Source organism: Candidatus Pelagibacter sp. Uisw_092, assembly GCF_047729545.1.
In the GTDB taxonomy this organism is placed as follows: domain Bacteria; phylum Pseudomonadota; class Alphaproteobacteria; order Pelagibacterales; family Pelagibacteraceae; genus Pelagibacter.
The window spans coordinates 451,356-473,157 of the sequence record NZ_CP159824.1; the positions used below are offsets into that span (position 1 = coordinate 451,356).

23 protein-coding genes and 1 tRNA gene are annotated in these 21,802 nt (G+C 30.2%); 14 read left to right on the plus strand and 10 right to left on the minus strand.

Annotated elements, in window-relative coordinates:
* Window positions 1-55 precede the first annotated feature (55 nt).
* From ABXT63_RS02395 to ABXT63_RS02425, 7 genes are read right to left on the minus strand one after another with little or no spacing between them, the layout of a single operon-like run.
* A complete protein-coding gene (locus ABXT63_RS02395) occupies window positions 56-940 on the minus strand; it encodes a DMT family transporter (RefSeq protein WP_415321520.1) in 885 nt (294 codons plus the stop codon).
* Window positions 941-960: 20 nt separating this feature from the next.
* A complete protein-coding gene (locus ABXT63_RS02400) occupies window positions 961-2,112 on the minus strand; it encodes a M24 family metallopeptidase (RefSeq protein WP_415321522.1) in 1,152 nt (383 codons plus the stop codon).
* Entirely contained in the window at window positions 2,112-2,888 is a 777-nt protein-coding gene (locus tag ABXT63_RS02405; RefSeq protein ID WP_415321524.1) for a fumarylacetoacetate hydrolase, read from the minus strand. Before ABXT63_RS02405 ends, ABXT63_RS02400 begins: the two co-directional genes overlap by 1 nt.
* Window positions 2,888-3,688: a M23 family metallopeptidase gene (locus tag ABXT63_RS02410; protein WP_415321526.1), complete on the minus strand. Its 801-nt coding sequence runs from the start codon at window positions 3,686-3,688 to the stop codon at window positions 2,888-2,890. The genes ABXT63_RS02405 and ABXT63_RS02410 overlap by 1 nt, the downstream gene beginning before the upstream one ends.
* Window positions 3,673-4,431 (minus strand): SDR family NAD(P)-dependent oxidoreductase, encoded by a 759-nt coding sequence (locus tag ABXT63_RS02415; RefSeq protein ID WP_415321528.1) that lies wholly within the window; start codon window positions 4,429-4,431, stop codon window positions 3,673-3,675. Before ABXT63_RS02415 ends, ABXT63_RS02410 begins: the two co-directional genes overlap by 16 nt.
* A complete protein-coding gene (locus tag ABXT63_RS02420; RefSeq protein ID WP_415321530.1) occupies window positions 4,432-5,022 on the minus strand; it encodes a TerC family protein in 591 nt (196 codons plus the stop codon). It lies immediately after the preceding gene.
* Window positions 5,022-6,617: a GMC family oxidoreductase gene (locus ABXT63_RS02425; RefSeq protein WP_415321532.1), complete on the minus strand. Its 1,596-nt coding sequence runs from the start codon at window positions 6,615-6,617 to the stop codon at window positions 5,022-5,024. Before ABXT63_RS02425 ends, ABXT63_RS02420 begins: the two co-directional genes overlap by 1 nt.
* A 150-nt stretch (window positions 6,618-6,767) precedes the next feature.
* Between ABXT63_RS02425 and ABXT63_RS02430 the strand changes: the two genes are divergently transcribed.
* The 7 genes from ABXT63_RS02430 (at window position 6,768) to ABXT63_RS02460 (ending at window position 13,460) form a co-directional block, all read left to right on the plus strand.
* Window positions 6,768-7,862 carry a TRAP transporter substrate-binding protein gene (locus tag ABXT63_RS02430; RefSeq protein ID WP_415321534.1) on the plus strand — a complete coding sequence of 365 codons (1,095 nt, stop codon included), beginning with the start codon at window positions 6,768-6,770 and terminating at the stop codon, window positions 7,860-7,862.
* A 74-nt stretch (window positions 7,863-7,936) separates the two neighbouring features.
* The gene (locus tag ABXT63_RS02435) at window positions 7,937-8,584 is read left to right on the plus strand and encodes a TRAP transporter small permease subunit (protein ID WP_415321536.1); all 648 of its coding nucleotides are present in this window, start codon (window positions 7,937-7,939) and stop codon (window positions 8,582-8,584) included.
* Window positions 8,584-9,918: a TRAP transporter large permease gene (locus ABXT63_RS02440; RefSeq protein ID WP_415321538.1), complete on the plus strand. Its 1,335-nt coding sequence runs from the start codon at window positions 8,584-8,586 to the stop codon at window positions 9,916-9,918. The genes ABXT63_RS02435 and ABXT63_RS02440 overlap by 1 nt, the downstream gene beginning before the upstream one ends.
* Window positions 9,919-9,943: 25 nt before the next feature.
* A complete protein-coding gene (locus ABXT63_RS02445; RefSeq protein ID WP_415321540.1) occupies window positions 9,944-11,401 on the plus strand; it encodes a cytosine permease in 1,458 nt (485 codons plus the stop codon).
* 4 nt (window positions 11,402-11,405) lie between these two features.
* Entirely contained in the window at window positions 11,406-12,152 is a 747-nt protein-coding gene (locus tag ABXT63_RS02450; protein WP_415321542.1) for an SDR family NAD(P)-dependent oxidoreductase, read from the plus strand.
* Between the two features lie 200 nt (window positions 12,153-12,352).
* A complete protein-coding gene (locus ABXT63_RS02455) occupies window positions 12,353-13,000 on the plus strand; it encodes a DUF3047 domain-containing protein (RefSeq protein ID WP_415321544.1) in 648 nt (215 codons plus the stop codon).
* 37 nt (window positions 13,001-13,037) lie between these two features.
* The gene (locus tag ABXT63_RS02460; protein WP_415321546.1) at window positions 13,038-13,460 is read left to right on the plus strand and encodes a YbgC/FadM family acyl-CoA thioesterase; all 423 of its coding nucleotides are present in this window, start codon (window positions 13,038-13,040) and stop codon (window positions 13,458-13,460) included.
* On the opposite strand, the gene ABXT63_RS02465 is transcribed toward ABXT63_RS02460, so the two are convergent.
* A complete protein-coding gene (locus ABXT63_RS02465; RefSeq protein ID WP_415321548.1) occupies window positions 13,450-14,130 on the minus strand; it encodes a uracil-DNA glycosylase in 681 nt (226 codons plus the stop codon). The two genes, ABXT63_RS02460 and ABXT63_RS02465, sit on opposite strands and share 11 nt — an antisense overlap.
* 2 nt (window positions 14,131-14,132) lie before the next feature.
* Between ABXT63_RS02465 and ABXT63_RS02470 the strand changes: the two genes are divergently transcribed.
* Window positions 14,133-14,693 carry a histidine phosphatase family protein gene (locus ABXT63_RS02470; RefSeq protein WP_415321550.1) on the plus strand — a complete coding sequence of 187 codons (561 nt, stop codon included), beginning with the start codon at window positions 14,133-14,135 and terminating at the stop codon, window positions 14,691-14,693.
* Window positions 14,694-14,730: 37 nt separating this feature from the next.
* Window positions 14,731-14,877, plus strand: a complete 147-nt coding sequence (locus ABXT63_RS02475) for a hypothetical protein (RefSeq protein ID WP_415321552.1) — start codon at window positions 14,731-14,733, stop codon at window positions 14,875-14,877.
* Here the strand turns inward: ABXT63_RS02475 and ABXT63_RS02480 are convergent.
* Entirely contained in the window at window positions 14,874-15,470 is a 597-nt protein-coding gene (locus ABXT63_RS02480) for a hypothetical protein (RefSeq protein ID WP_415321554.1), read from the minus strand. The two genes, ABXT63_RS02475 and ABXT63_RS02480, sit on opposite strands and share 4 nt — an antisense overlap.
* Window positions 15,467-15,721: a DUF1289 domain-containing protein gene (locus ABXT63_RS02485; RefSeq protein WP_415321555.1), complete on the minus strand. Its 255-nt coding sequence runs from the start codon at window positions 15,719-15,721 to the stop codon at window positions 15,467-15,469. The genes ABXT63_RS02480 and ABXT63_RS02485 overlap by 4 nt, the downstream gene beginning before the upstream one ends.
* 94 nt (window positions 15,722-15,815) lie before the next feature.
* Here ABXT63_RS02485 and ABXT63_RS02490 point away from each other — a divergent pair.
* From ABXT63_RS02490 to lon, 5 genes are all read left to right on the plus strand, one after another.
* Window positions 15,816-15,900, plus strand: a tRNA-Leu gene (locus tag ABXT63_RS02490).
* Between the two features lie 17 nt (window positions 15,901-15,917).
* Window positions 15,918-17,327, plus strand: coding sequence for a trigger factor (gene tig, locus ABXT63_RS02495; protein ID WP_415321557.1), 1,410 nt, complete (start codon window positions 15,918-15,920; stop codon window positions 17,325-17,327).
* Window positions 17,328-17,359: 32 nt separating this feature from the next.
* Window positions 17,360-17,971, plus strand: coding sequence for an ATP-dependent Clp endopeptidase proteolytic subunit ClpP (gene clpP / locus ABXT63_RS02500; protein WP_415321559.1), 612 nt, complete (start codon window positions 17,360-17,362; stop codon window positions 17,969-17,971).
* Window positions 17,972-18,061: 90 nt separating this feature from the next.
* Window positions 18,062-19,330 (plus strand): ATP-dependent Clp protease ATP-binding subunit ClpX, encoded by a 1,269-nt coding sequence (gene clpX, locus ABXT63_RS02505; protein ID WP_415321561.1) that lies wholly within the window; start codon window positions 18,062-18,064, stop codon window positions 19,328-19,330.
* A gap of 62 nt (window positions 19,331-19,392) precedes the next feature.
* Window positions 19,393-21,774, plus strand: coding sequence for an endopeptidase La (gene lon, locus ABXT63_RS02510; protein WP_415321563.1), 2,382 nt, complete (start codon window positions 19,393-19,395; stop codon window positions 21,772-21,774).
* The last annotated feature ends 28 nt before the right edge of the window (window positions 21,775-21,802 follow it).

The window sequence follows — 21,802 nt, forward strand, 5'->3', positions numbered from 1 at the left end:
AAATCACAAACTGATATATAGATTATTTACCATAATCAAAATTTAAAAAATGAGATTATTTAATTAGTTTAATTTTTTGATTGATAACAAGAACAGCACCAATTATCAAAATAGGAAGTCCTATAATTAAATCTACCTGCCATTCTAAATCTTCAAATAATGTTGATATTAATAAAGCAAGTATTGGCATGACCACCCCAACATAGCCTGCTCGACCAGCACCAACCTTCTCAAGTAATTTTAGATAGAAAATAAAAGCAAATATTGAACCAACAATAGAAAGATATGTTAAAGAAGCGATATAACTAAAACTATATTCAAATAACAGCTCTGTGTCTTTAAGTTGAGTTATCAATAAAGTTACTAACGAACCATAAAGCATTGCATAAGCAAGCGTTTGTATTAATGGAAAATTATTATTTAAATTTCTTTGGTAAATCATATTACCAGTTGATGCACTAAATGTTCCAAGTAAGGCTAAAGATAAACCTACATGGATGCCATTACTTAAAGTAAAATTAAAAATTTCATCATTAAAGATGATTATAATTCCAATCATACCAATTGTTACACCGATTAAAGTTTTTAAAGATGGTTTTTTTTTGAAATAAAAAGCCTCACCAAGAATATTCATTATAACTACCGTTGAAAAGACAACTGCAGGAAATGCACTTATTAGATATGTATTTGATAAATAAAAGAAAACATAATTTAAAGAGTAAAGACAAATTCCAAAAAGCAAAAACCAAATATGGTGGTTTAAAGAAAATTTTAATTTTTTATTTTTAATTATTAAATAAATAAAAATTATTATTGATGCTGAAAGAAATCTATAAAAAACTGAAACTAATGGATCAACATATCCTAATTGAAATTTGATTACATACCAAGTAGGTGACCAGCAAAAAAGAGTAATTCCAAATAAGATAAAGTTATTCATTTGTAATTTTTAATAATTATTTAAAATATAACTAAATCTAACTTTTGCTTTCCTAGTCTCTCATTACCATTTTCTGTGACCAAATATGTTTCCCCCAAATTCATTGCTATGCCATTGTCAGAATCCATCAATATCATATGCATGAAGAAGACATTACCCGGAACAATCTTATAAGGATTGCCCGTGTAAAGCATTGGCCAGTCCATCCAGTTAGGTGAAAATGTTGCACCCATGGAATAGCCACAAGCATTCATTCTTGAATTTTTATAACCAAGATTGTCAAAAGTCTTTGCATGAACATCGAATACTTGACCTACGGTATTACCTGGTATTAGTTTTTTTTCACAGTTAGTTAGAGCTTCTACACAAGCTTTATGCATCTCAATATGTTTTGGATTGGTTTTCCCAACAAGAATAGTCCTAAACATTGCTGAATGGTAATGCTTAAAAGTACCAGCCCATTCAATACTTAACTGGTCTGTATCTGATAAATTTCTTTTTTCAGATTGATACCTACATAGTAGAGCATTATGGCCTGATCCTATTATATATTCATTAGCAGGGTAATCACCACCACCTTCCAAAACAGCTTTTTGCATTTCAGCTAAAATTTTTGCTTCACTTGCTCCAGCTTTTACATAATTCCAAGCTTCATCAAGAGCTTTATCTGCAAGCTCTGCAGCTTTTTTTACATAAACTATTTCTTCTATTGATTTAATGACCCTGTGTTTTGTTATTAGTTCTGATTGATCTTCAACACTGCAGTAATTATCTAATGACTGATTTAATTTCAAGGCATTACGACCAGTCATCCCATACGCTTCATATTCAATACCTATTTTTTTGCCTTTTAAATTTTGTTCATTTAAAATTGTCTTAAGATCATCAGTGGGATTAGAGCCATCTTTATCAACCCATATCCTTATATCACTTATATTTGATGTATTTTGTGCCTGTCGCAAATCTGGTGCTCTTGTTAATAAAATTATTTTTCCATTCCGATCTAGAATTAAAGTTTGAAAAAAAACATAACCGAAAGTGTCATAACCTGTAAGCCAGAACATCGATTCCTGTCTAAACATAAGTAGAGCATCAAGATTTTGCTCTTTCATAGACTGTAAAGTCTTTAGCTTTCTTTTTTCAAACTCTTCTTTGCTAAAGTGAAGCGCCATTAATTAATAATAGCTTTGGCTGATCCCAAGCTCTCTACTTTGCCTGTGTAAAGTCCTTTTCCTAGAATAGGAACAACACCAACAGTTGAGCCAGTAAAAACATAAAAATCTTTATTTAGATTGATCTTATCTTTCTTCAGCTCGTTAAGAACAAAACGTAGTGCATTTAAAGGATTTATATAAACAGTGCTCGTGTTACCATCTACACTTTGCTTAATTTTTTTGTTAGATATATTTGTTTTTAAATTTCCAATATTAATTTTTTTATATTTTTGTTTTTTTCCAATTAGAAACTTAACATTAGCTCCAAAATCACTACACAAATCTCCAAAACTTGTTATCCCCTTTTTTCTCTGCCTGTAGCCAACAACTTCAATACAAGGAGCCATATGAGATATATATTTAGCAACATTATTCATGGTAATTAAGCCTTTTGAGGAGAAAAAAGATTTTTTAATAAGGTAACAAACCTCTAATTCAATTCCTAAAGTAGATTTATTAATTTTTACTTTTTGACCACTTTTTATAAAATTATTTTTAAAAATTGATGCATAGAATGGTTTTTTTTCTTTTAACTTTTTCATTACAGGAATTCCCGTCCCTGCAGCTTTAAATCCTATTATTGGATCAGAAATTTTACTTTCACAAAGTTTTCTTAATTTTTCTGCCTCACTTAATTTTTTAGTAAATTTTGATGGAAGTTGAGCAATTATTTTATTGTTAACGAAAGCATTAACCAATTTATCTGCTGTCTTTTCTAATAAGGTTTTTTTCATTATTGAATGTTTAATATAGTTGCAGGATCTAGTCTAGTACCAAACCAATTAAGTCTTACATCAAGATGAGGTCCAGTTGATCTACCTGAAGATCCAACAGTTGCAATAATATCTCCTTTTTTAACATGGTCACCAACATTTACAAAAATTTCATCCATATGCATGTATAGAGTTGAAATTCCATGGCCATGATCAAATATTAAAGTGGCACCTGTATAAAATAAATCTTTTTCAGCTAGAGTAACAATGCCATTGTTCATCGCTTTAACAGGGGTACCTTTTTTTTGGGCAAAATCTAAACCATAGTGTGGCCACTTGGGTATACCGTTTAAAATTCTTTGACTACCATAAACACCAGTAATTATTGCATCATCAACTGGGATAATAAATTTTTCTTTAAAAAACTGTAAGTCACTTTCAATCTCTCTTGCATCAGCTATTAACTTGTTCTCTTTTTTAATTCTTACGTAAAATTCTTCAGGTGGTGTAACCTTTTTTTTAGGTAAGCCATCAATTTTTTGAATATTATATTTTCTCTTTTTTATTTTTTTTAAAATTTTGTTATTGTTTTCAGTGATTGTAATGTCAAACTTTCTATCTTTTTCAATTCCAAATGCAAAATAACCATCCTTTGAGACTTTAATTTTTTTTTTATCTATTAAGATAAATGACCCAGGGTCAGTTTTTCCAATAATGAAATGTCCTTGAATAAATTTTCCCTGAAATTCTACTGCAAAAGATTGAGTTGAAAAAAATAATGCTACTAATAAAAGTAATCTATATATTACTTTGCAGTCCATCCACCGTCTACTAAGATTGATGTGGCCGTAACCATTGATGATGCAGAAGAAGCTAAAAAACAAACACTTGTTGCGACATCACTTTCTGTTGCTAATTTTCCCATAGGAATATTACCTAAAGCTAGTTTTTTAAATTCTTTATTTCTAAAAAATTTTTTAACCATTGGTGTTGCAACAAAAGTAGGTGCTACTGTATTTACTCTAATATTATTTTTTGCAAGCTCAACACCCATACCTTTAGTTAAACCTTCAATTCCAAATTTTGTCATATTATAAACATTTCTACCCGCCATTCCAACATGACCAAGTTGAGAGGACATATTAATAATTGATCCACCTCTTTTTTTATTTTTTAACATTTTTTTAACAACTAATTGAGCCACATTAAAAGCAGCTTTAAGGTTTAAATCTACCAAGTAGTTCATATTTTCTTGTTTGATTTTTTCAAAAGGTTCTGGGATATTTGTACCAGCATTATTAACTAAAATGTCAACGATTTTAATCTTATCTAGATTTTCTTTTAATTCTTTGTAATTCATTACATCACAATTAATTTTGATAACTTTACCTTTTATCTTTTTTATTTCCTTTTCAAGTTTATCAAGATCTGATTGAGTTCTACTTAATGCAATGATCGTTGCTCCAGCTTCAGCAAGAGCAATAGAGCAGGCTCTTCCTAACCCTTTACCAGCACCAGTAACTAATGCGTATTTATTTTTTAGATTTATTTTTTGTAAGTACATTTAAATAAATAATTTCAAATCAGTATAGATTAGTTCGATAGCAACAACCAGTATAGCAATTAAACCAATCCAAGCTATCCATTTATATTCATTAATCCATTTTGATATTATGGTAGCTGCTGTTGCCATAAGAATTATTGATAAAGCCAAACCAAATACTAGCAGTACATAGTGATCACCAGCAGCACCAGCTACACCTAAAACATTATCCAAACTCATTGTAAAATCAGCAAGTAAAACTGTCCATATTGCTTTCATGAAACTCGAGTTATCTACTTTAATATCTTCGTCACCTGACTGACCTTTGATCACATCTGTGTAGAGTTTGTATACTATATAAAGGAGAAGTAATCCACCTATCAGTCTTAATCCTGTTATTTGTAATAAATAGGCAGTTAACATGGTTAAGATAATTCTTAAAATTACCGCACCACCTATTCCCCAAAAGATTACCTTTTTTCTTTGTTCTGCTGGAAATTTAGAGGCAACCATTCCAATAATAATTGCATTATCTCCAGCTAAGACTAAATCTATAAATATGATTTGACCTAAGATTATCAGTTGTTCAGGTCCAAATAATTCTGCAAACATTAGTTGCTTAGTATCATATCAGCACCTTTTTCTGCAATCATTATTGTAGGTGCATTAGTGTTTCCAGATGTAATATTAGGCATAATAGAAGCATCTATTACTCTTAAATTTTTAATTCCATGAACTTTTAATTTATCATCAACAACTGCCATATCGTCTTGACCCATTTTACATGTTCCAACAGGATGAAATATAGTTTGTGCATAGTTTGACGCTTCTTTAACCAGTTCTTCATCATCATTAATATTTATCCCTGGTCTATACTCTTCAGGTGTATATTTTTTAAAAGTTTCTGACTCTAATATAATCTTTCTTGTTAGCTTAAGTCCTTTTGCTGCAACTATTCTGTCATGATCAGTCGACAAATAATTTTGTTTAATTTTTGCATAAGTTCTTGAGTCTTTATCAACTATACTTACGTGACCTCTACTAGTGGGTCTAATATTTGAAACAGTAGGAGTGAATGCATGAAAATCGTGATTTTTAGTTGCACCTAAAGTATCCATACTCATTGGTTGAACATGCCATTGTAAGTCAGGAAGCTCTAACGAGGGATCACTTTTAGCAAACATACAAAGTTGGCTAGCACCCATTGTCATTGGGCCACTACGATTAAACACATATTCTAACCCAATCATTAAGTTGCCAAACAAACTGTTAATTTTCTTATTAAGCGATTTAAGACCATTTATCTTATAAATTGGCCTTAACATTAAATGATCATGTAAATTTTCTCCAACTCCATTAAGATTTTGAACCATATCAATACCTAGATTTTTTAGTTTATCCGGATTACCAATTCCTGATACTTGCAAAATTTGAGGTGATCCAATTGCTCCAGAAGATATAATAATCTCTCTATTTACTTTTACTTTTTTTAGCTCATCACCATGCCAAAATTCAACTTCTTTAGCAGTCTTGTTATCAAAATTTATTTTTTTAATATGTGCTTTGGTAATAATCTTTAAATTTTTTCTATGTTTAATTGGATTTAAATATCCAACCGAAGTGCTACATCTAAATCCATCTTTTTGAGTTACTTGAAAATAACCACAACCATGATTATCACCTGTATTAAAATCTTTTGTTTTAGGGATACCAAATTCTTCTGCTGCATTTTGAAATTCATCTAAAAGAGGAAGGTGTATTCTTTGATCAGAAACAGATAAGGGTCCATTTATTCCATGAAACTCACTTTTACCTCTTTCTTGATTTTCTGCTTTTATAAAATAAGGTAAAACATCATCCCACCCCCAACCAGCATTTCCTAACTGCCTCCAAATATCATAATCTCGATGTTGTCCTCTAATATATAAGAGACCATTGATTGATGAGCTTCCACCTAAAGTCTTTCCTCTTGGATATCTTATAGACATATTATTCATACTTTTGTCTGGCTCAGTTCGATAACACCAATCAGTATTAGGGTTGTGCATCGTTTTAAAATATCCAACTGGAATATGTATCCATGGATTATTATCTTTTCCTCCAGCCTCTAAAAGTAAGACTTTATGATTTGGATTTTCAGATAATCTATTTGCAAGGACACATCCTGCAGAACCTGCTCCAAGAATAATATAATCAAAATTTTCCATTAGATTAGAACGTTTATAATGCGTTAAAATTAAAATTCCAGTAATACCAGTGTTAATAGAGTAAAAATTCAGGATATTAACTCTTGTTTTAAATTTATTTATTTGAGAAGGTTCTTTTTTTATAAAAAAACAATGAGAGGGAAAATAAATATGAAAAAAATCATATCTTTGTTTGTTGGATCGCTTCTACTTACTGTAATGACAGTAACAGGTGCATCTGCACAAACCCTTAAGTGTCAAACCGTAATTAGTGCAAAAGCTGATGAAGTGGTGATGTTGAAAGACTTCACTGATACAGTTACTGAACTAACGGGTGGATCACTTAAGTTCGAAATTATGCCAGCTGGATCAGTAGTAGGTGTAAAAGAAACTTTAGATGCAGTTGATAAAGGATTAATCGATTGTGGTTTTGCTTGGACTCACTATTGGTCAGGCGATCACCCAGCAGCTATGTTATTTGGTTCGCCAGTAGCAGGTGCAGGTGTTGGTATCGATAACATCGCTTTTTTATCTTGGTTCCAATATGGTGGTGGTAAAGAACTTTATGACCAACTATGGTCTGAGATGGGAAGAGATATCAAAGGATTTATGTTACAACCAGTAGGCCCTGAAGCTTTAGGTTGGTTTAAAGAACCAATTAATAGCATGGCTGATTTTAGAAAGTACAAGTTCAGAACTCCTCCGGGAATTCCTGGCCAAACTTATAAAGATATTGGTGTAGCTTCTGTTGCAATGGGTGGTGGAGATATTTTACCAGCTCTTGAAGCAGGAACAATTGATGCTGCTGAATGGTGTTGTCCTAAGCCGGATATGACATTTGGTTTCCAGAAAGTTCTAAAACATTACTACCTACAAGGTCTTCACCAAGTAGTAGTAAATGCTGACTTCTATATTACAGGCTCTAAGTACAAAAAGATGTCTGCTTTAGAGAAAAAAGCTTTAGAAGTTGCTGCAAATGCATCTTTATCAAAATCAATGAGCTACAGAATATACGAAAATGGAAAAGCTCTACATACGTTGACTACTAAGCATGGTGTTATTTTACATGATACTCCTGCTGACTATTTCCCAGCGTATATGGCAGCAGCAAAAGCAGCTTTAGAAAAAAATGCGGCTAAAAACCCATTCTTTGCTAAAGTATGGCAGTCTCAAAAAGACTTTGCTGACATAGCTGTTCCTTTTTGGTCTGGATCTCAAATGTCAAACGCTAAGCTAGGAATGGCTCACGCAGAAACATTAAAGTAGTATTTAGATAAAAAATAATAACAACTGAAGCGGATTTAATAGTCCGCTTTAGTTTTTTTTTACCAAATTTATTTATGCCAAGAAACCACGACTCCCAAAAACCAAAAGAAGAAATCAAGCCTATGAAGCTTGATATTTCAGATGAAATGATTGCTGAAAGAAGAGGTGGTTCAGGTCCAATGCCTAAAGATATGCCCAAATGGATGGCATTAACTATTACAAAAATTGATTTTGCCAACAAGTGTATCGGTAACGTGGTTTGTTGGATTATTATACCTTTGATATTTGCAATGGTTTATGAGGTTTTAGCTAGAAAACTTTTTAATGCTCCAACGATGTGGGTGTACGATATGAGTAGGTTTTTTTATGGTGCACTATTTATGCTTGGTGCAGGTTACGCTTTATCAAAAGGTGTTCATATAAGAGCAGATTTTTTATATAGAAATTTTAAAACTAGCACGCAAGGCAAAGTAGATTTTTGGTTATACTTGATATTCTATTTCCCAGGATTAATTGTCTTTTTATATATGACCACTGGCTTTGTTCAGGAATCAATTATGAGAGGTGAAAGAGGTATGGACACAGCTTGGATGCCATACATGTGGCCAATAAAATCATCTTTATGGTTAGGAATAGTATTTTTACTTGTTCAAGGAGTATCGGAAATATTTAAAAGCTATTGGGCTGCTACTAAAGGTGTGTGGCCAGGAGGAGACGAGTAATGTTAGCAGAATTTATGGATCCAGCCATCTTAGGTTTTATCCTTATTGGTGTAATGTTATTTTCTATATTTGTCGGTTTTCCAATTTCATTTACATTAATATTTCTTGGTTTTTTCTTTGGGTACTTAGGATTTGGTAAATTGGTATTTTATTTAATGACTTTACAGTTTTCAATGGTAATGACTGAACAAACTCTTGCTGCTGTCCCACTCTTTGTCTTTATGGGAATAATGATGGAGCAAGCTGGATTAATGGAAAGATTATTTTCAGCATTTCAATTAATGTTAGCTAAAGTAAGAGGCTCTTTATATTATGCAGTACTATTTGTTTCAGTTATTTTTGCAGCAGCAACAGGAATTGTTGGAGCATCAGTAACAATCTTAGGAATTATGGCTGCAAAATCTATGAACAAGTCAGGTTACAATGTTCGATTGGCTGCAGGAACAATCACAGCTGGAGGAACTTTAGGAATTTTAATTCCACCTAGTATTATGCTTGTTGTAATGGGACCAATTATGGAAATACCAGTTACAGATTTATTTGCTGCAGCAATTATTCCAGGAATTTTATTAGCAACACTTTATGCTGCATATACAACTATTAGATGTTGGATTGACCCAAGTTTAGGACCTGTATTACCTCCTGAATTAAGGGCAACTAGTATGGTGGCTGTTTGGAAGGAATTCTTTATTGGTTTAGTTCCTCCTGCAGCTTTAGTTTTTGCTTCGCTCGGAAGTATTTTGTTTGGATTTGCAACACCCACAGAAGCAGCTGGTTGCGGTGCGATGGGTTCTTTATTGTTAGCTCTTGCTTACAGAAAGTTAACATTTGGAAGGTTACAAGAAGCTTTAGTTAAAACTTTAGAAATTTCAGCTTTAATAATGGTTTTAGTTGCTGCATCAAACTTTTTTGGAGCAGTATTTTCAAGACTGGGTACGCCAATGTTATTAACTGATTTCTTGTTAGGCTTAGAGATGAATAGATATTTAATTCTTGCAATGATCATGGTTATGATTTTTCTTTTAGGATGGCCTCTAGAGTGGGTACCAATTGTTATGATCATAGTACCAATTATATTACCATTAGTTGAAGCGCTTGGATTTAACTTAACTTGGTTTGCAATTCTTGTTGCTGTAAATCTCCAAACTGCCTGGCTCTCACCGCCAGTAGCTTTGTCTGCTTATTTTTTAAAAGGTGTAGTTCCCGAGTGGGATCTTAAAGATATTTATCATGGAATGATGCAGTTTATGGTTATCCAAGTAATTGGTCTAATTTTAATTATTGTATTTCCACAGATTGCTTTATGGCTTCCAGCCTATCTATATGGACAGTAGAGTTTATTAGTTTATTATCTAGTAAGTGAATCAAATTAAATCAAAAAAAAGCTTAATTAACTGGGAATTAGTCTCGGTAAACCCTAACGATAAACTTTGGGACTGGAAAGATTTGTTTTGTTTTTGGAGTGTAAATATTCAAAGTATAATTGGATTTTCTCTAATAGCATCACTTTATCTTGTTTATGAGTTAAATATTTTTGTTGTTCTGTTAGGAAGTTTAATAGGTTCATTTTTTGTTTGTATCTTTTCAAATTTAATTGGAAAATCTTCGCAAAAATATGGCTTACCTTTTCCAGTAATTTTAAGGAGCTCCTTAGGAATAAATGGAGCAAAATATTTTGGTCTTTTTAGAGCTATTGTTGGTCTTTTTATGTTTGGTATCCAAACTTATTTTTTATCAAAATTATTTAGCTATTTAATTAGAATTTTAATTTTTTCTATAGATAGCACACTTATAGATAAAGATATTTTTTTAGTTTTTTTACTAGGGTTAAACATCATTGATTGGGCAGCCTTTACTTTTGCTATAATTTTACAAACTTTTCTATTCAGCAAAAGTCATCAATTCAATAGATTTATTATAAAACTTTCAGCAATAACTGTTTATTCTGGAATGCTATTATTTTTTTTAGTTGTATTTCTTTATGATGTAAAAACAACTTTTGCTGCTTTTGCTGATATTTTTTTATTTAGCAATTTTTTTGATGCTAATAATTTCGCCCCTCTTATTACAGTTGCTGGAACTGTTTTTGCTTATTTTTCAATCGTAATTGTAAATTATGGGGACTTTACTAGATATGTAAAAAATGAAAATCAATTAAAGAAAGGAAACTTAAGTCTAATGCTTAATTTGATAATCTTTTCTTTCTTTGCAGTTTTTATTGTCATTGGTTCAGATATTTTTTTGAATAAAAATTTAGAAAATATGGAAAGAATCTTAACTAATCCGACAGATATAATTGGAAAAATTGGAAATATACAATTGACTGTAATAGTTCTAGTTTTTATAATTTTTTCATCAATATCAACAAATTTAATTGCAAATTATATTCCAACACAAAATGTATTATTAAATATTATGCCAACAAAACTTAATTTAAAAACTTCAGCAATAATAATTGCTCTTTTTGGTTTTCTAATAGGTATTTTTTGGTTACCACTTTTAAGTCAAATTGGAATTTTAGCTTTTATAGATACTTTTGGTTCTTTTTTTGGACCTTTATTTGGTGTTATGATTGTTGATTATTATATAATTAAAAAAACTAATTTAGATAATAAAGCTATTTTTTCTTTAGAAAATGATGATCTATATTTTTACACTAATGGTTGGCACCTCAAGGCAATCTATTCTTTAGTTTTAGGATTTATTTTTGCAGCCTCAACAATTTGGAACGAAAGTTTAATGAATTTTCATTATTTTTCTTGGATTATTGGTGCATTTATCTCTTCATTAACTTACTATTTGTTAGCTAGTAAATAATCTTATGCATCAATTTGACTTAAAGGGCAAAACAGCAATTATTACTGGAGGCGCTCAAGGTTTTGGATTGGATATTGCTAAACGTTTTTTAAGCTCTGGTGCAAAAGCTATTATCTGGGATATTGATGAAAATGAGTTAAAAAAAGCAGCTAAAGCAGTAAATGATGAAAATCTTTCATATAATATTGTTGATGTTTCTAACTTTGAAAATGTTAAAAAAACTGTAGATAGAATAGCAAAATCATCAAACATAGATATTTTAATTAATAATGCTGGTATTACTGGATCAACTTCCTCTCTTTGGGATTATGACGTTAATGAATGGAACAAAATTGTACAAATTAATTTAATGGGCACATTTAATTGCTGCAAGTCTGTAGTCCCTTATATGATTAAAAATAATTATGGTAGAATTGTAAATGTTGCTTCTGTTGCGGGGAAAGATGGAAATGCTAATGCAAGCGCTTACAGCTCAGCAAAAGCTGGAGTTATTGGATTAACTAAATCACTTGGGAAAGAGTTAGCTGACAAGAATATTGCTGTTAATGCCGTTACTCCAGCGGGGGCCAAAACAAGAATTTTAGACCAAATGTCAAAAGAACATGTGGCTAGAATGCTATCAAAAGTGCCAAGAGGTAGATTTTTAGAGATAGAAGAGTTTACATCTCTAATTTGTTGGCTTTCATCAGAAGAAAACTCGTTCTCAACAGCGGCTGTTTTTGATATTAGTGGTGGTAGGTCTACTTATTAAGTGTAGTTTTTAAAGTTATTAAATCAATTTTATTTTCATTCGAAATCACAGGTGCTAACAAGATTATTGACCAATAAATTAACAGTATAAATATAGAGATTGATTTCATTTTTTGTTATTAATATTAAATATTGATCGTAGATTGTCTAAAGTATGTTCAAATGTTGTTTTTTAAAAAACTTTGGCTATATACTATTCCTATGAAAATAAATTTTTTTATAATATCATTTTTTTTGTATTTATTTTCAAGCAATGTAATTGCTGAAAATGTTACTGTTTTTGATTTTACAAAAAATGAATTCAAAACTTTAAAAGTTGGGAAAAAATATAAAGGCGAAACAATATGGACTCTTGGCTCTAATGAAAATGGTAATTTTATTAAAGCTGAAGCTGAAGGTAAGGGTTCAGGGCTGGGTAAAGAAGTTTTAATTGATTTGTTAAAAACTCCTTATATTAACATTACATGGAAAGTTGAAAAGGATTTATCAGGCATAGTAGAAAATAGTAAAAAGGGACACGATTATGCTGCCAGAGTATTTGTTATAAAAAAAACTGGGTCTACAGCCCTATCAAATAGAGCAATAAATTATGTATTTTCTAGTAATAATGAGGTTGGGAAAAATTGGCATAGCCCTTACACAAAAAAATCAATTGATTATGTGTTATCTACAACAAAAAATAATTTAGATACATGGGTGACAGTTAAAGCTAATGTTAAAAAGGATTTTATGAAGCTTCATGGTATAGAAGTTTTAGATATATCTGGTGTTGCGATAATGACAGATACAGATAACTCAAAATTAAAAGCAATATCATATTATCAAAATATTTATTTTTCAGCAGAATAAAGAGTTTTTTTTAATAGTTTTTTGCTATCATATAAACATGCATGAAAATTTTTTTCATAAACTTAAAGTTTATTATGAAGACACTGATGCTGGTGGAGTTGTTTATTACGCAAATTATCTAAATTTTCTTGAAAGAGCTCGAACAGAAGCTTTAGTTAGCTTAAGTTTTAGTAATAAAAAAATTAAAGATGAATTTGGAGCATTAATTATAGTTAAATCTTGTAGTATTGATTACAAGAAATCAGCTTATTTAGAAGATGAATTAAATATTAGATCTTTTGTTAAATCAATTACAAAAACATCATTTTTTATGAAGCAATTTATTTCAAGAGGAGAAGATATAATAGTTGAAGCGAAAGTACATTTAGTCTTTGTTAATAGCAAAGGTAAACCCATGAGAATACCTGATCCTCTATTTCAGGATTTTAAGCCTTATTTTTGTGACAGTATTAAAGTTTAGAATATTTTTTAGCCATTATAAGTAAGTTCATCATTTTTTTTGTGTTAATAACTTTTGTATTAACATTTCTTGGACTTGGATGGTAACTGGGTATTAAAATTTTACCATCAGGTAGATAATATTTAACACCGTGTTTAAAGATTAATTTTTTATCAATTATAAAATTTTTTTTATAAAACTTTATACAATTATCAAATGCAACTTTACCCAATGTAATTATAACTTTTAAATTTTTTAAACTTTTAATTTCATTATCAAAATGATTTGAACAGTTATTTAACTCCAAACTCAAAGGTTTGTCATCTGGTGGAACACATTTCAAGATATTAGTAATATAAGTACTATTAAGTTTTAAGCCATCTTTTTTATGTATTGAAGTAGGTAAATTTGAGATACCTGCTGTGTATAAACAATTGAACAGAAAGTTACCAGACTTATCACCAGTAAATGCCCTACCAGTTCTTGTTCCACCATGAGCTGCTGGTGCAAGACCAATAATCATTAGTTTTGCTTTAATATCACCAAACCCTGTTACAGGCTTACCCCAGTAAATTTCTGATATATTTTGCTTTCTTTTAATAGTTGAGATTTTTTTACTAAATTTTATTAATCTAGGACATTTTCTACATTTAATTATTGAATTAGTTATTTTTTTAAATTTAATGTTCATAAATGAAGTTAATTAAAATTATTATAGTTCTATTTATATCCTTTAATACACCGATAGTAGCTAATTCAAATGAAGATTTACAAAATTTACTAAGTGAAGGAGGAAAATTAATATTTATAAGACATGCGTACGCTCCAGGTAGTGGTGATCCAGATAACTTTGATTTATCTAGTTGTGCCTCACAAAGAAACTTAAGTCAGGAAGGCATTTACCAAGCAATGACTATTAATAGCTTTTTTTTAAAAAGTAATATGAGTAGTAACTTAGTTCTATCTAGTGAATGGTGTAGATGTAAGCAAACAGCTAAGTACGCTTTTAAAAATTACAAAACTAAAAGTTTTTTAAATTCTTTTTTTAGTCAAAAATTTGCTCATAACAAGGCTAAACAGATTAAAGAATTAAAAAGATTTATAAAAGAGTGGAACGGCAAAGGTAACTTAATTTTTGTTACACATTATGTTGTGATTTTTGAAATTTTAAATTTATCTGTTTCATCGGGTGAAATTGTCATAGCGGATAGAGATTTTAATATTCTAGCTAGACAAAAAACTTCTAATAATTAAAGGTATATTTTTTTATAATAAAATATAGGATACTTAAATGTCATCAAAAAAAGCAATGAAGTTAGCCCAAAAGCAAGCATTTGCAAAGCATCGAAGTAATATCACAAATACTAAGTTTGGAGCAAAAAAATTAAATTTTGCTATCAAGACCAGCAAGACTAACGTTATAAATAAAAAGTCTTAACTTTCTTTTTCAAAAATTTCTACATTGCCACAAGTTGATACCTTCGAAATAGCTTCTTCACCATTAATTACAGTTTTAATATTAATTATGGGGTTATTTTTTTCAAAAACTAGTTGAGTGTAAAATTGAGGGTAACCAATTCTATCTGTAAAGATTAGATTTTTATCTTCATATAGAAATCTTTCTAAAGTATTTTCTTTTTTTATACTTAAGTCAGTTCTTTTATGCTTTTTGTATGTTTTATTGTCATAAATATAGTTTCTAATCATTAAAGATTTTTCAAAATCTAAAATGTATTCATTTTTAATGAAACTATCGTTCAGATTCTTACATCCCGTTAAATGCATAATTTCTGAAAAAACCATTGTATGAAAATTTAGTAAAAACATTAAAAGTATCAAAAACATAACGTTAAAACTATTTTTTTTTTCATACTTATCAAAATAAAATAGCATGATTAAAAAAATAATTGTCCATACAAATATTGAAATAGTTTTTACAAATGTCGTTTCTGAACCCCAGATATCTAAAAATGAAGCACCAATTATGATTCCAAGTATATAAATTACAGTAACTATTATTGTTTTATTCATTTTATTAAATTTTTTTTATAAAGAGAAATACCATTCTCAATTTTATGTTTATATGAGTCTTTGAAGCTTTCTAATTGCCATCCAGCGAGTCTTTTTTGTATATCAATTAAATTATCACTCTTCCACTGGTTTGAGGTGGCTTCTAATTTCCATAATTTCTTTTCTTTATTATTTCTACCGCATCCGTAGCAATAGTCAGTTTGAGGGTCAGTTTTACATATACTTATACAAGGTGAAATAATCATTTTCATAAATTGTTAGTAAATACAATTAAGTATTAATATATTTTATAATTATTGTCATTGGACAAATGATAGCAATAATATATAAACCCACAAGAATTGTGGGCGAATGGCGGAATTGGTAGACGCGCTGGTCTTAGGAACCAGTATTGAAAGATGTGAAGGTTCGAGTCCTTTTTCGCCTACCAGAAAGTTATAAAAAATTATGAAAGTAACAGTAGAAAATATAAAAGGCTTAAATAAAGACATCAAAGTTTTCATAGATAAAAAAATTATGACTACTCATATGGATGAAAAATATGAAGAAATCAAAAATACTGTTAACTTAAAAGGTTTTAGACCTGGAAAAGTACCAAAAGAAATTCTTAAAAGACAATTTGGTAAAGCAATTTTTAGTGAGGTTTTAGATAAAGTTTTAAAAGATTCATCAACTAAAGCGTTAGAAGATAATAAAATTAAACCAGCTGGACAACCAAAACTTGATCTTAAAACTTACGGTGAAGATAAAGATTTAGAATATGTAATGTCTGTTACTGAACTTCCAAAAGTAGAGCTTAAGTCAGTAGAGAATATAAAATTTAATGAATATTCAGTTAAAATTGATTCAAATGAAACAAATAAAAGGGTCAAAGAAATAGCAAAGAGTCAGAATAACTTTAAAGATGTTGCCGATGAAGTTAAGGCTGTAGATGGCAATTCAGTTGTTTTTGATTATAAAGCTACAATTGATGGAAAAGATTTTACTGGTGGCGAAGGGAAAAATACACAATTGATCCTTGGAAAAGATTTATTTATTAAAGGTTTCGACAAACAATTAATTGGTGTAAAAAAAAATGACGAAAAGTTAGTAGAGGCTGTGCTCCCTGAAAATTATCCACAAAAAGAATTTGCTAAGAAAAAAGCTAATTTTGTTTGCAAAATCATAGCTGTAAAAAGATCTGAAGATATAAAAATTGATGATGATTTTGCAAAGAACTTAGGTGCAAAAGATCTTACTGATTTAAAATTATTAGTTTCGAAGCAAATTAATGAAGAGTATAAAAATTCTTTAGATAAGTTAACTAAAACACAAATTTTAAAAGAAATTGAAAATTTTAAAGTTGATGAAATTCCAAGCAACCTAATAGATGAAGAGGTTAAAATATTATCACAAGGGATGAGTGAAGATGATGCTAAAAAAAGCAAAAAAAATTTTGAAATCATAGCTAAAAAAAGAATCAAAGTAGGATTAATCTTAAATGAATTCGGTGAACAGAATAAAATACAAGTTACAGAACAAGAGATTCAAGCAGAAGTTCAAAAACAACTTAGAATGATGCCAGGACAAGAAAAAATGGTTATGGAGTTTTACCAAAAAAACCCATCGGCGTTAGCAAGTTTAAAAGGAACCGTTTATGAAGAGAAGATTATTGATTTAATTAAGAAAAAAGCAAAACTAAATAGAAAAGAAATAAGCAAGGATGAAGCTGAAAAAATATTAAAAGAACATCAAAAACAAGATCATGACCATAACCACGATCATGATCACTCAGAAGAAAAAAAAGTTGACCCTAAAAAAGCTTCAACAAAGCCGAAAGTTGAAAAAACTAAAGCAAAAAAAGTTAGCAAAAAGTAATCACAAGTTGTATAAGTTAAAAGAATCAATTTATGACAATAGATTTTTCTGAACAAATGAACAATTTAGTCCCTATGGTGGTGGAGCAGTCCAACAAGGGTGAAAGAGCTTATGATATTTATTCAAGGCTTCTAAAAGAGAGAATAATTTTTTTAGTTGGCCCCATTAATGACAATGTTGCATCTCTAGTTACAGCTCAGCTTTTATTTTTAGAATCTGAAGATCCTAAAAAAGAAATTAATTTATATATAAATAGTCCTGGTGGACTTGTTACTGCAGGTCTTGGAATTTATGACACAATGCAATATATTAAGCCTGATGTTTCAACTTTATGTATCGGACAAGCAGCATCAATGGGATCCTTTTTATTAGCTGCTGGTAAAGAAGGCAAAAGATTTTCACTACCAAATTCTAGAATAATGGTTCATCAACCATCAGCTGGATTTCAGGGGCAAGCAACAGATATTGAAATACATGCCAATGAAGTTTTAGCATTAAAAAAAAGACTTAATGAAATTTATTCAAAACATACTAATAAATCTGTTGATGATATTAAAAAAGGGCTAGAGCGAGATAACTTTATGACGCCTGAAGTTGCTAAAGATTTTGGTCTAATCGACGAAGTGGTAGAAAATAGGTCTTAATACACAACATCTAGATAGTTACTAAACGTACACTTGATTAGTGAGACTCATTTATATTAAAGTACATTAACTGATTCGTTAATAAAATTTATGACTACTAATAATAAAAATATTCTTTACTGTTCATTTTGCGGCAAAAGCCAACATGAAGTTAGAAAATTAATCGCAGGTCCTACAGTATTTATTTGTGATGAGTGCGTAGAACTTTGCATGGATATTATTAAGGAAGAAAGCAAAGATAATTTTGTTAAACATCAAGATGGATTACCACCTCCTAAAGAAATTTGTGCAGTATTGGATGACTATGTTATTGGTCAACCACATGCAAAAAAAGTTTTATCAGTAGCTGTACATAATCATTACAAAAGACTTAATTATGAAAGTAAAACCAGCAAGACTGTTGAGCTTTCTAAATCTAATATTCTTCTAGTTGGGCCCACAGGTTGTGGTAAAACTTTATTAGCCCAAACATTGGCCAGAATTTTAGATGTACCTTTTACAATGGCAGATGCTACTACTCTAACAGAAGCTGGTTATGTTGGAGAAGATGTTGAAAATATAATTTTAAAACTTTTACAAGCTGCAGACTATAATGTTGAGAAAGCTCAAAGAGGAATTGTTTATATTGATGAAGTTGACAAGATTAGTAGAAAGTCTGAAAATCCATCAATTACTAGAGATGTTTCTGGTGAAGGTGTGCAACAAGCTTTGCTGAAGATTATGGAAGGAACTGTTGCAAGTGTACCACCACAGGGAGGAAGAAAACATCCTCAGCAAGAATTTTTGCAAGTAGACACAACTAACATCTTATTTATTTGTGGAGGAGCCTTTGCTGGTTTAGATAAAATAATTTCTCAAAGAGATAAAGGTACTTCAATTGGATTTGGTGCAAATGTTAAGAAAACTGATGATAAAAAAATAGGTGAATGGATGAAAAGCTTAGAACCTGAAGATTTATTAAGGTATGGTTTGATACCTGAATTTATTGGAAGACTACCCATGATTGCAACTCTAGAAGATCTTGATGAAAAATCTTTAGTTAAAATATTACATGAGCCAAAAAACTCCTTAATTAAACAATATCAAGAATTATTTAAATTAGATGGAGCAAAGTTAAATTTTAAAGATAGTGCTATTAAAGAAATTGCTCAAAAAGCAATTAATAAAAAAACTGGCGCAAGAGGGCTTAGATCAATTTTAGAAAATATATTATTAAAAACTATGTATGATTTACCAAGCAAGGACAATATAGAGGAAGTGATTGTCGATGCTAGTGCTGCCAAAGGCTTAACTCAACCCATTTTAGTTCACTCAAAGAATAATAGCAAAATAAAGACTGACAAAACATCAGCAGCTTAATTTGGCGTTAATAACTCATAAATAGCTATTGCAATATTATATTTAATATCCATATTTAGAACATGGATGTCAAAATCGAGAAACCTTTATTACCTTTAAGAGATATTGTTGTCTTCCCTAATATGGTTATTCCATTATTTGTTGGGAGGGATAAGTCTATCTCAGCTTTAAACGAGGTAATGAAAAAAGATAAAAAAATAATTCTTGTTACACAAAAAAATTCAGATGTTGATGATCCTAAAAAAGCAGATGTTTTTACTTATGGTTGCGAAGGAAATATTTTACAACTATTAAAATTACCTGATGGTACAGTAAAAGTCTTAGTTGAAGGAAGTAAAAGAGTTAAGATTTTAAATTTTAAGGATAATGATAAATTTATTATTTGTGAATATGCTCATCACTATGATACTACAATTAAAGATGAAGATTTAATTCCACTAGCAATGACAGCAGTTAGAAGACTGGAAAAATTAACATCAATTAATAAAAAGGTTTCAAGTGAAACAATTAATAGTATTAAAAAGTTAACAGAAGCATCTCATATTGCTGACAATATTGCCTCTCATTTAACAGCAACGATTGCTGAAAAGCAGCAAATTTTTGAAACACTAGATGTAAAAAAAAGACTTAACTCTATAATTAAAATTATAGAAAATGAGACCAGCATTATCGGAGTTGAAAAAAGAATTAGAGGTAGGGTTAAAACTCAAATGGAGAAAACCCAGAGAGAGTATTATTTAAATGAGCAACTTAAAGCTATTCAAAAAGAATTAGGTGAGATTGAAGATGGCAAAGATGAAACCTCAAGTCTGAATAAATCTATTTTAAAATCTAAAATGCCAAAAGATGTAGAAAAAAAATGTATGGCAGAGCTTAAAAAGTTAAAAAATATGAGCCCCATGTCTGCTGAGGCTACTGTAATTAGAAATTATTTAGATTGGATGATTGATCTACCTTGGTTTAAAAAAAGTGAAGTTGCTGTTGATTTAAAAAAAGCACTAGCAGTGCTAGATGCTGATCATTTTGGTTTAGAAAAAGTAAAAGAAAGAATTATTGAATTTTTAGCTGTTCAAAAAAGAATGGAAAAGATTAAAGGTCCAATTCTATGTTTAGTTGGCCCTCCAGGAGTTGGAAAGACATCGTTAGGTAAATCAATTGCAAAGGCTACAAATAGAGAGTTTGTGAGAGTTTCTGTTGGTGGTATGCGTGATGAAGCTGAAATTAGAGGTCACAGAAGAACTTATATTGGATCTTTACCAGGAAAAATTATTCAAATGATGAAGAAAGCAGGAACTAAAAACCCTTTAATTCTCCTCGATGAGATAGATAAAATTGGAAACGACTATAGAGGTGATCCATCTTCTGCTTTGTTAGAGGCACTGGACCCAGAACAAAATTCAACATTTAATGATCACTACCTAGAGGTAGATTATGATTTATCTGATGTTATGTTTGTAACAACAGCAAATACATTAAATATTTTGCCACCACTTTTAGATAGAATGGAGGTAATCAGATTAGCTGGCTATACAGAAGATGAAAAAATTAATATTGCAAATAAATACCTTCTACCAAAACAAATTAAAGACAATGGTGTTAAAGAAAAAGAAATGACACTATCAGAGGATATTATTAAAGAAATTATTAGAAGCTACACAAAAGAGTCCGGTGTTAGAAATTTAGAAAGAGAAATTTCAAAAGTTGCAAGAAAAGTTGTTAAAAAAGTTGTAACAGGTGAAGAACAAGAAGTTAAAATAGATTTAAAAAATTTATCAGATTATCTGGGAATACAAAAATTTAAGTTTGGTGAACTAGAAAATGAAGATAAAATTGGTGTTGTTACTGGTTTGGCTTGGACCGAGTATGGTGGTGAAATTCTTAAAATTGAAACCGTTATTATGCCTGGCAAGGGTAGAATGCAAATTACAGGAAAACTTGGTGATGTAATGCAAGAATCTATCAAAGCTGCAAAATCATTTATTAGATCTAAAAGTTTAGATTATGGAATTATTCCACCTTTATTTGAAAAAAAAGATTTTCATATTCATGTTCCAGAAGGTGCTACACCTAAAGATGGACCGTCTGCAGGAATTGGAATGGTCACATCTATAGTGTCAGCGATCACCAATATTCCAGTGAGACGTGATGTTGCAATGACGGGTGAAGTTACATTAACAGGTCAAGTTTTACCTATTGGTGGTTTAAAAGAAAAATTACTAGCTGCTCATAGAGCTGGTATTAAACAAGTTATTATTCCTAAAGAAAATGAAAAAGATTTAGTTGATATGCCAAAAAAAATTACTGATGATATTAAAATAACGTCAGTAGAACATGCCGATGAAGTATTAAAAATAGCTTTGACTAAAGAGTTAAAAAGAGTTGAGTGGGTTGAGGTTGAAAAGATTTCTAAATCAGAGGATAAATCTCAAGCTAGTATTCAATAATTACCAATTTACATTATCCATTCCTTGA

What these genes read in the sequence shown, in the direction of transcription:
- ABXT63_RS02395 (WP_415321520.1), bottom strand. Translation starts at nt 940, where the DNA reads ATGAATAACTTTATCTTATTTGGAATTACTCTTTTTTGCTGGTCACCT.
- ABXT63_RS02400 (WP_415321522.1), bottom strand. Translation starts at nt 2,112, where the DNA reads ATGGCGCTTCACTTTAGCAAAGAAGAGTTTGAAAAAAGAAAGCTAAAG.
- ABXT63_RS02405 (WP_415321524.1), bottom strand. Translation starts at nt 2,888, where the DNA reads ATGAAAAAAACCTTATTAGAAAAGACAGCAGATAAATTGGTTAATGCT.
- ABXT63_RS02410 (WP_415321526.1), bottom strand. Translation starts at nt 3,688, where the DNA reads ATGGACTGCAAAGTAATATATAGATTACTTTTATTAGTAGCATTATTT.
- ABXT63_RS02415 (WP_415321528.1), bottom strand. Translation starts at nt 4,431, where the DNA reads ATGTACTTACAAAAAATAAATCTAAAAAATAAATACGCATTAGTTACT.
- ABXT63_RS02420 (WP_415321530.1), bottom strand. Translation starts at nt 5,022, where the DNA reads ATGTTTGCAGAATTATTTGGACCTGAACAACTGATAATCTTAGGTCAA.
- ABXT63_RS02425 (WP_415321532.1), bottom strand. Translation starts at nt 6,617, where the DNA reads ATGGAAAATTTTGATTATATTATTCTTGGAGCAGGTTCTGCAGGATGT.
- ABXT63_RS02430 (WP_415321534.1), top strand. Translation starts at nt 6,768, where the DNA reads ATGAAAAAAATCATATCTTTGTTTGTTGGATCGCTTCTACTTACTGTA.
- ABXT63_RS02435 (WP_415321536.1), top strand. Translation starts at nt 7,937, where the DNA reads ATGCCAAGAAACCACGACTCCCAAAAACCAAAAGAAGAAATCAAGCCT.
- ABXT63_RS02440 (WP_415321538.1), top strand. Translation starts at nt 8,584, where the DNA reads ATGTTAGCAGAATTTATGGATCCAGCCATCTTAGGTTTTATCCTTATT.
- ABXT63_RS02450 (WP_415321542.1), top strand. Translation starts at nt 11,406, where the DNA reads ATGCATCAATTTGACTTAAAGGGCAAAACAGCAATTATTACTGGAGGC.
- ABXT63_RS02455 (WP_415321544.1), top strand. Translation starts at nt 12,353, where the DNA reads ATGAAAATAAATTTTTTTATAATATCATTTTTTTTGTATTTATTTTCA.
- ABXT63_RS02460 (WP_415321546.1), top strand. Translation starts at nt 13,038, where the DNA reads ATGCATGAAAATTTTTTTCATAAACTTAAAGTTTATTATGAAGACACT.
- ABXT63_RS02465 (WP_415321548.1), bottom strand. Translation starts at nt 14,130, where the DNA reads ATGAACATTAAATTTAAAAAAATAACTAATTCAATAATTAAATGTAGA.
- ABXT63_RS02470 (WP_415321550.1), top strand. Translation starts at nt 14,133, where the DNA reads ATGAAGTTAATTAAAATTATTATAGTTCTATTTATATCCTTTAATACA.
- ABXT63_RS02475 (WP_415321552.1), top strand. Translation starts at nt 14,731, where the DNA reads ATGTCATCAAAAAAAGCAATGAAGTTAGCCCAAAAGCAAGCATTTGCA.
- ABXT63_RS02480 (WP_415321554.1), bottom strand. Translation starts at nt 15,470, where the DNA reads ATGAATAAAACAATAATAGTTACTGTAATTTATATACTTGGAATCATA.
- ABXT63_RS02485 (WP_415321555.1), bottom strand. Translation starts at nt 15,721, where the DNA reads ATGAAAATGATTATTTCACCTTGTATAAGTATATGTAAAACTGACCCT.
- tig (WP_415321557.1), top strand. Translation starts at nt 15,918, where the DNA reads ATGAAAGTAACAGTAGAAAATATAAAAGGCTTAAATAAAGACATCAAA.
- clpP (WP_415321559.1), top strand. Translation starts at nt 17,360, where the DNA reads ATGACAATAGATTTTTCTGAACAAATGAACAATTTAGTCCCTATGGTG.
- clpX (WP_415321561.1), top strand. Translation starts at nt 18,062, where the DNA reads ATGACTACTAATAATAAAAATATTCTTTACTGTTCATTTTGCGGCAAA.
- lon (WP_415321563.1), top strand. Translation starts at nt 19,393, where the DNA reads ATGGATGTCAAAATCGAGAAACCTTTATTACCTTTAAGAGATATTGTT.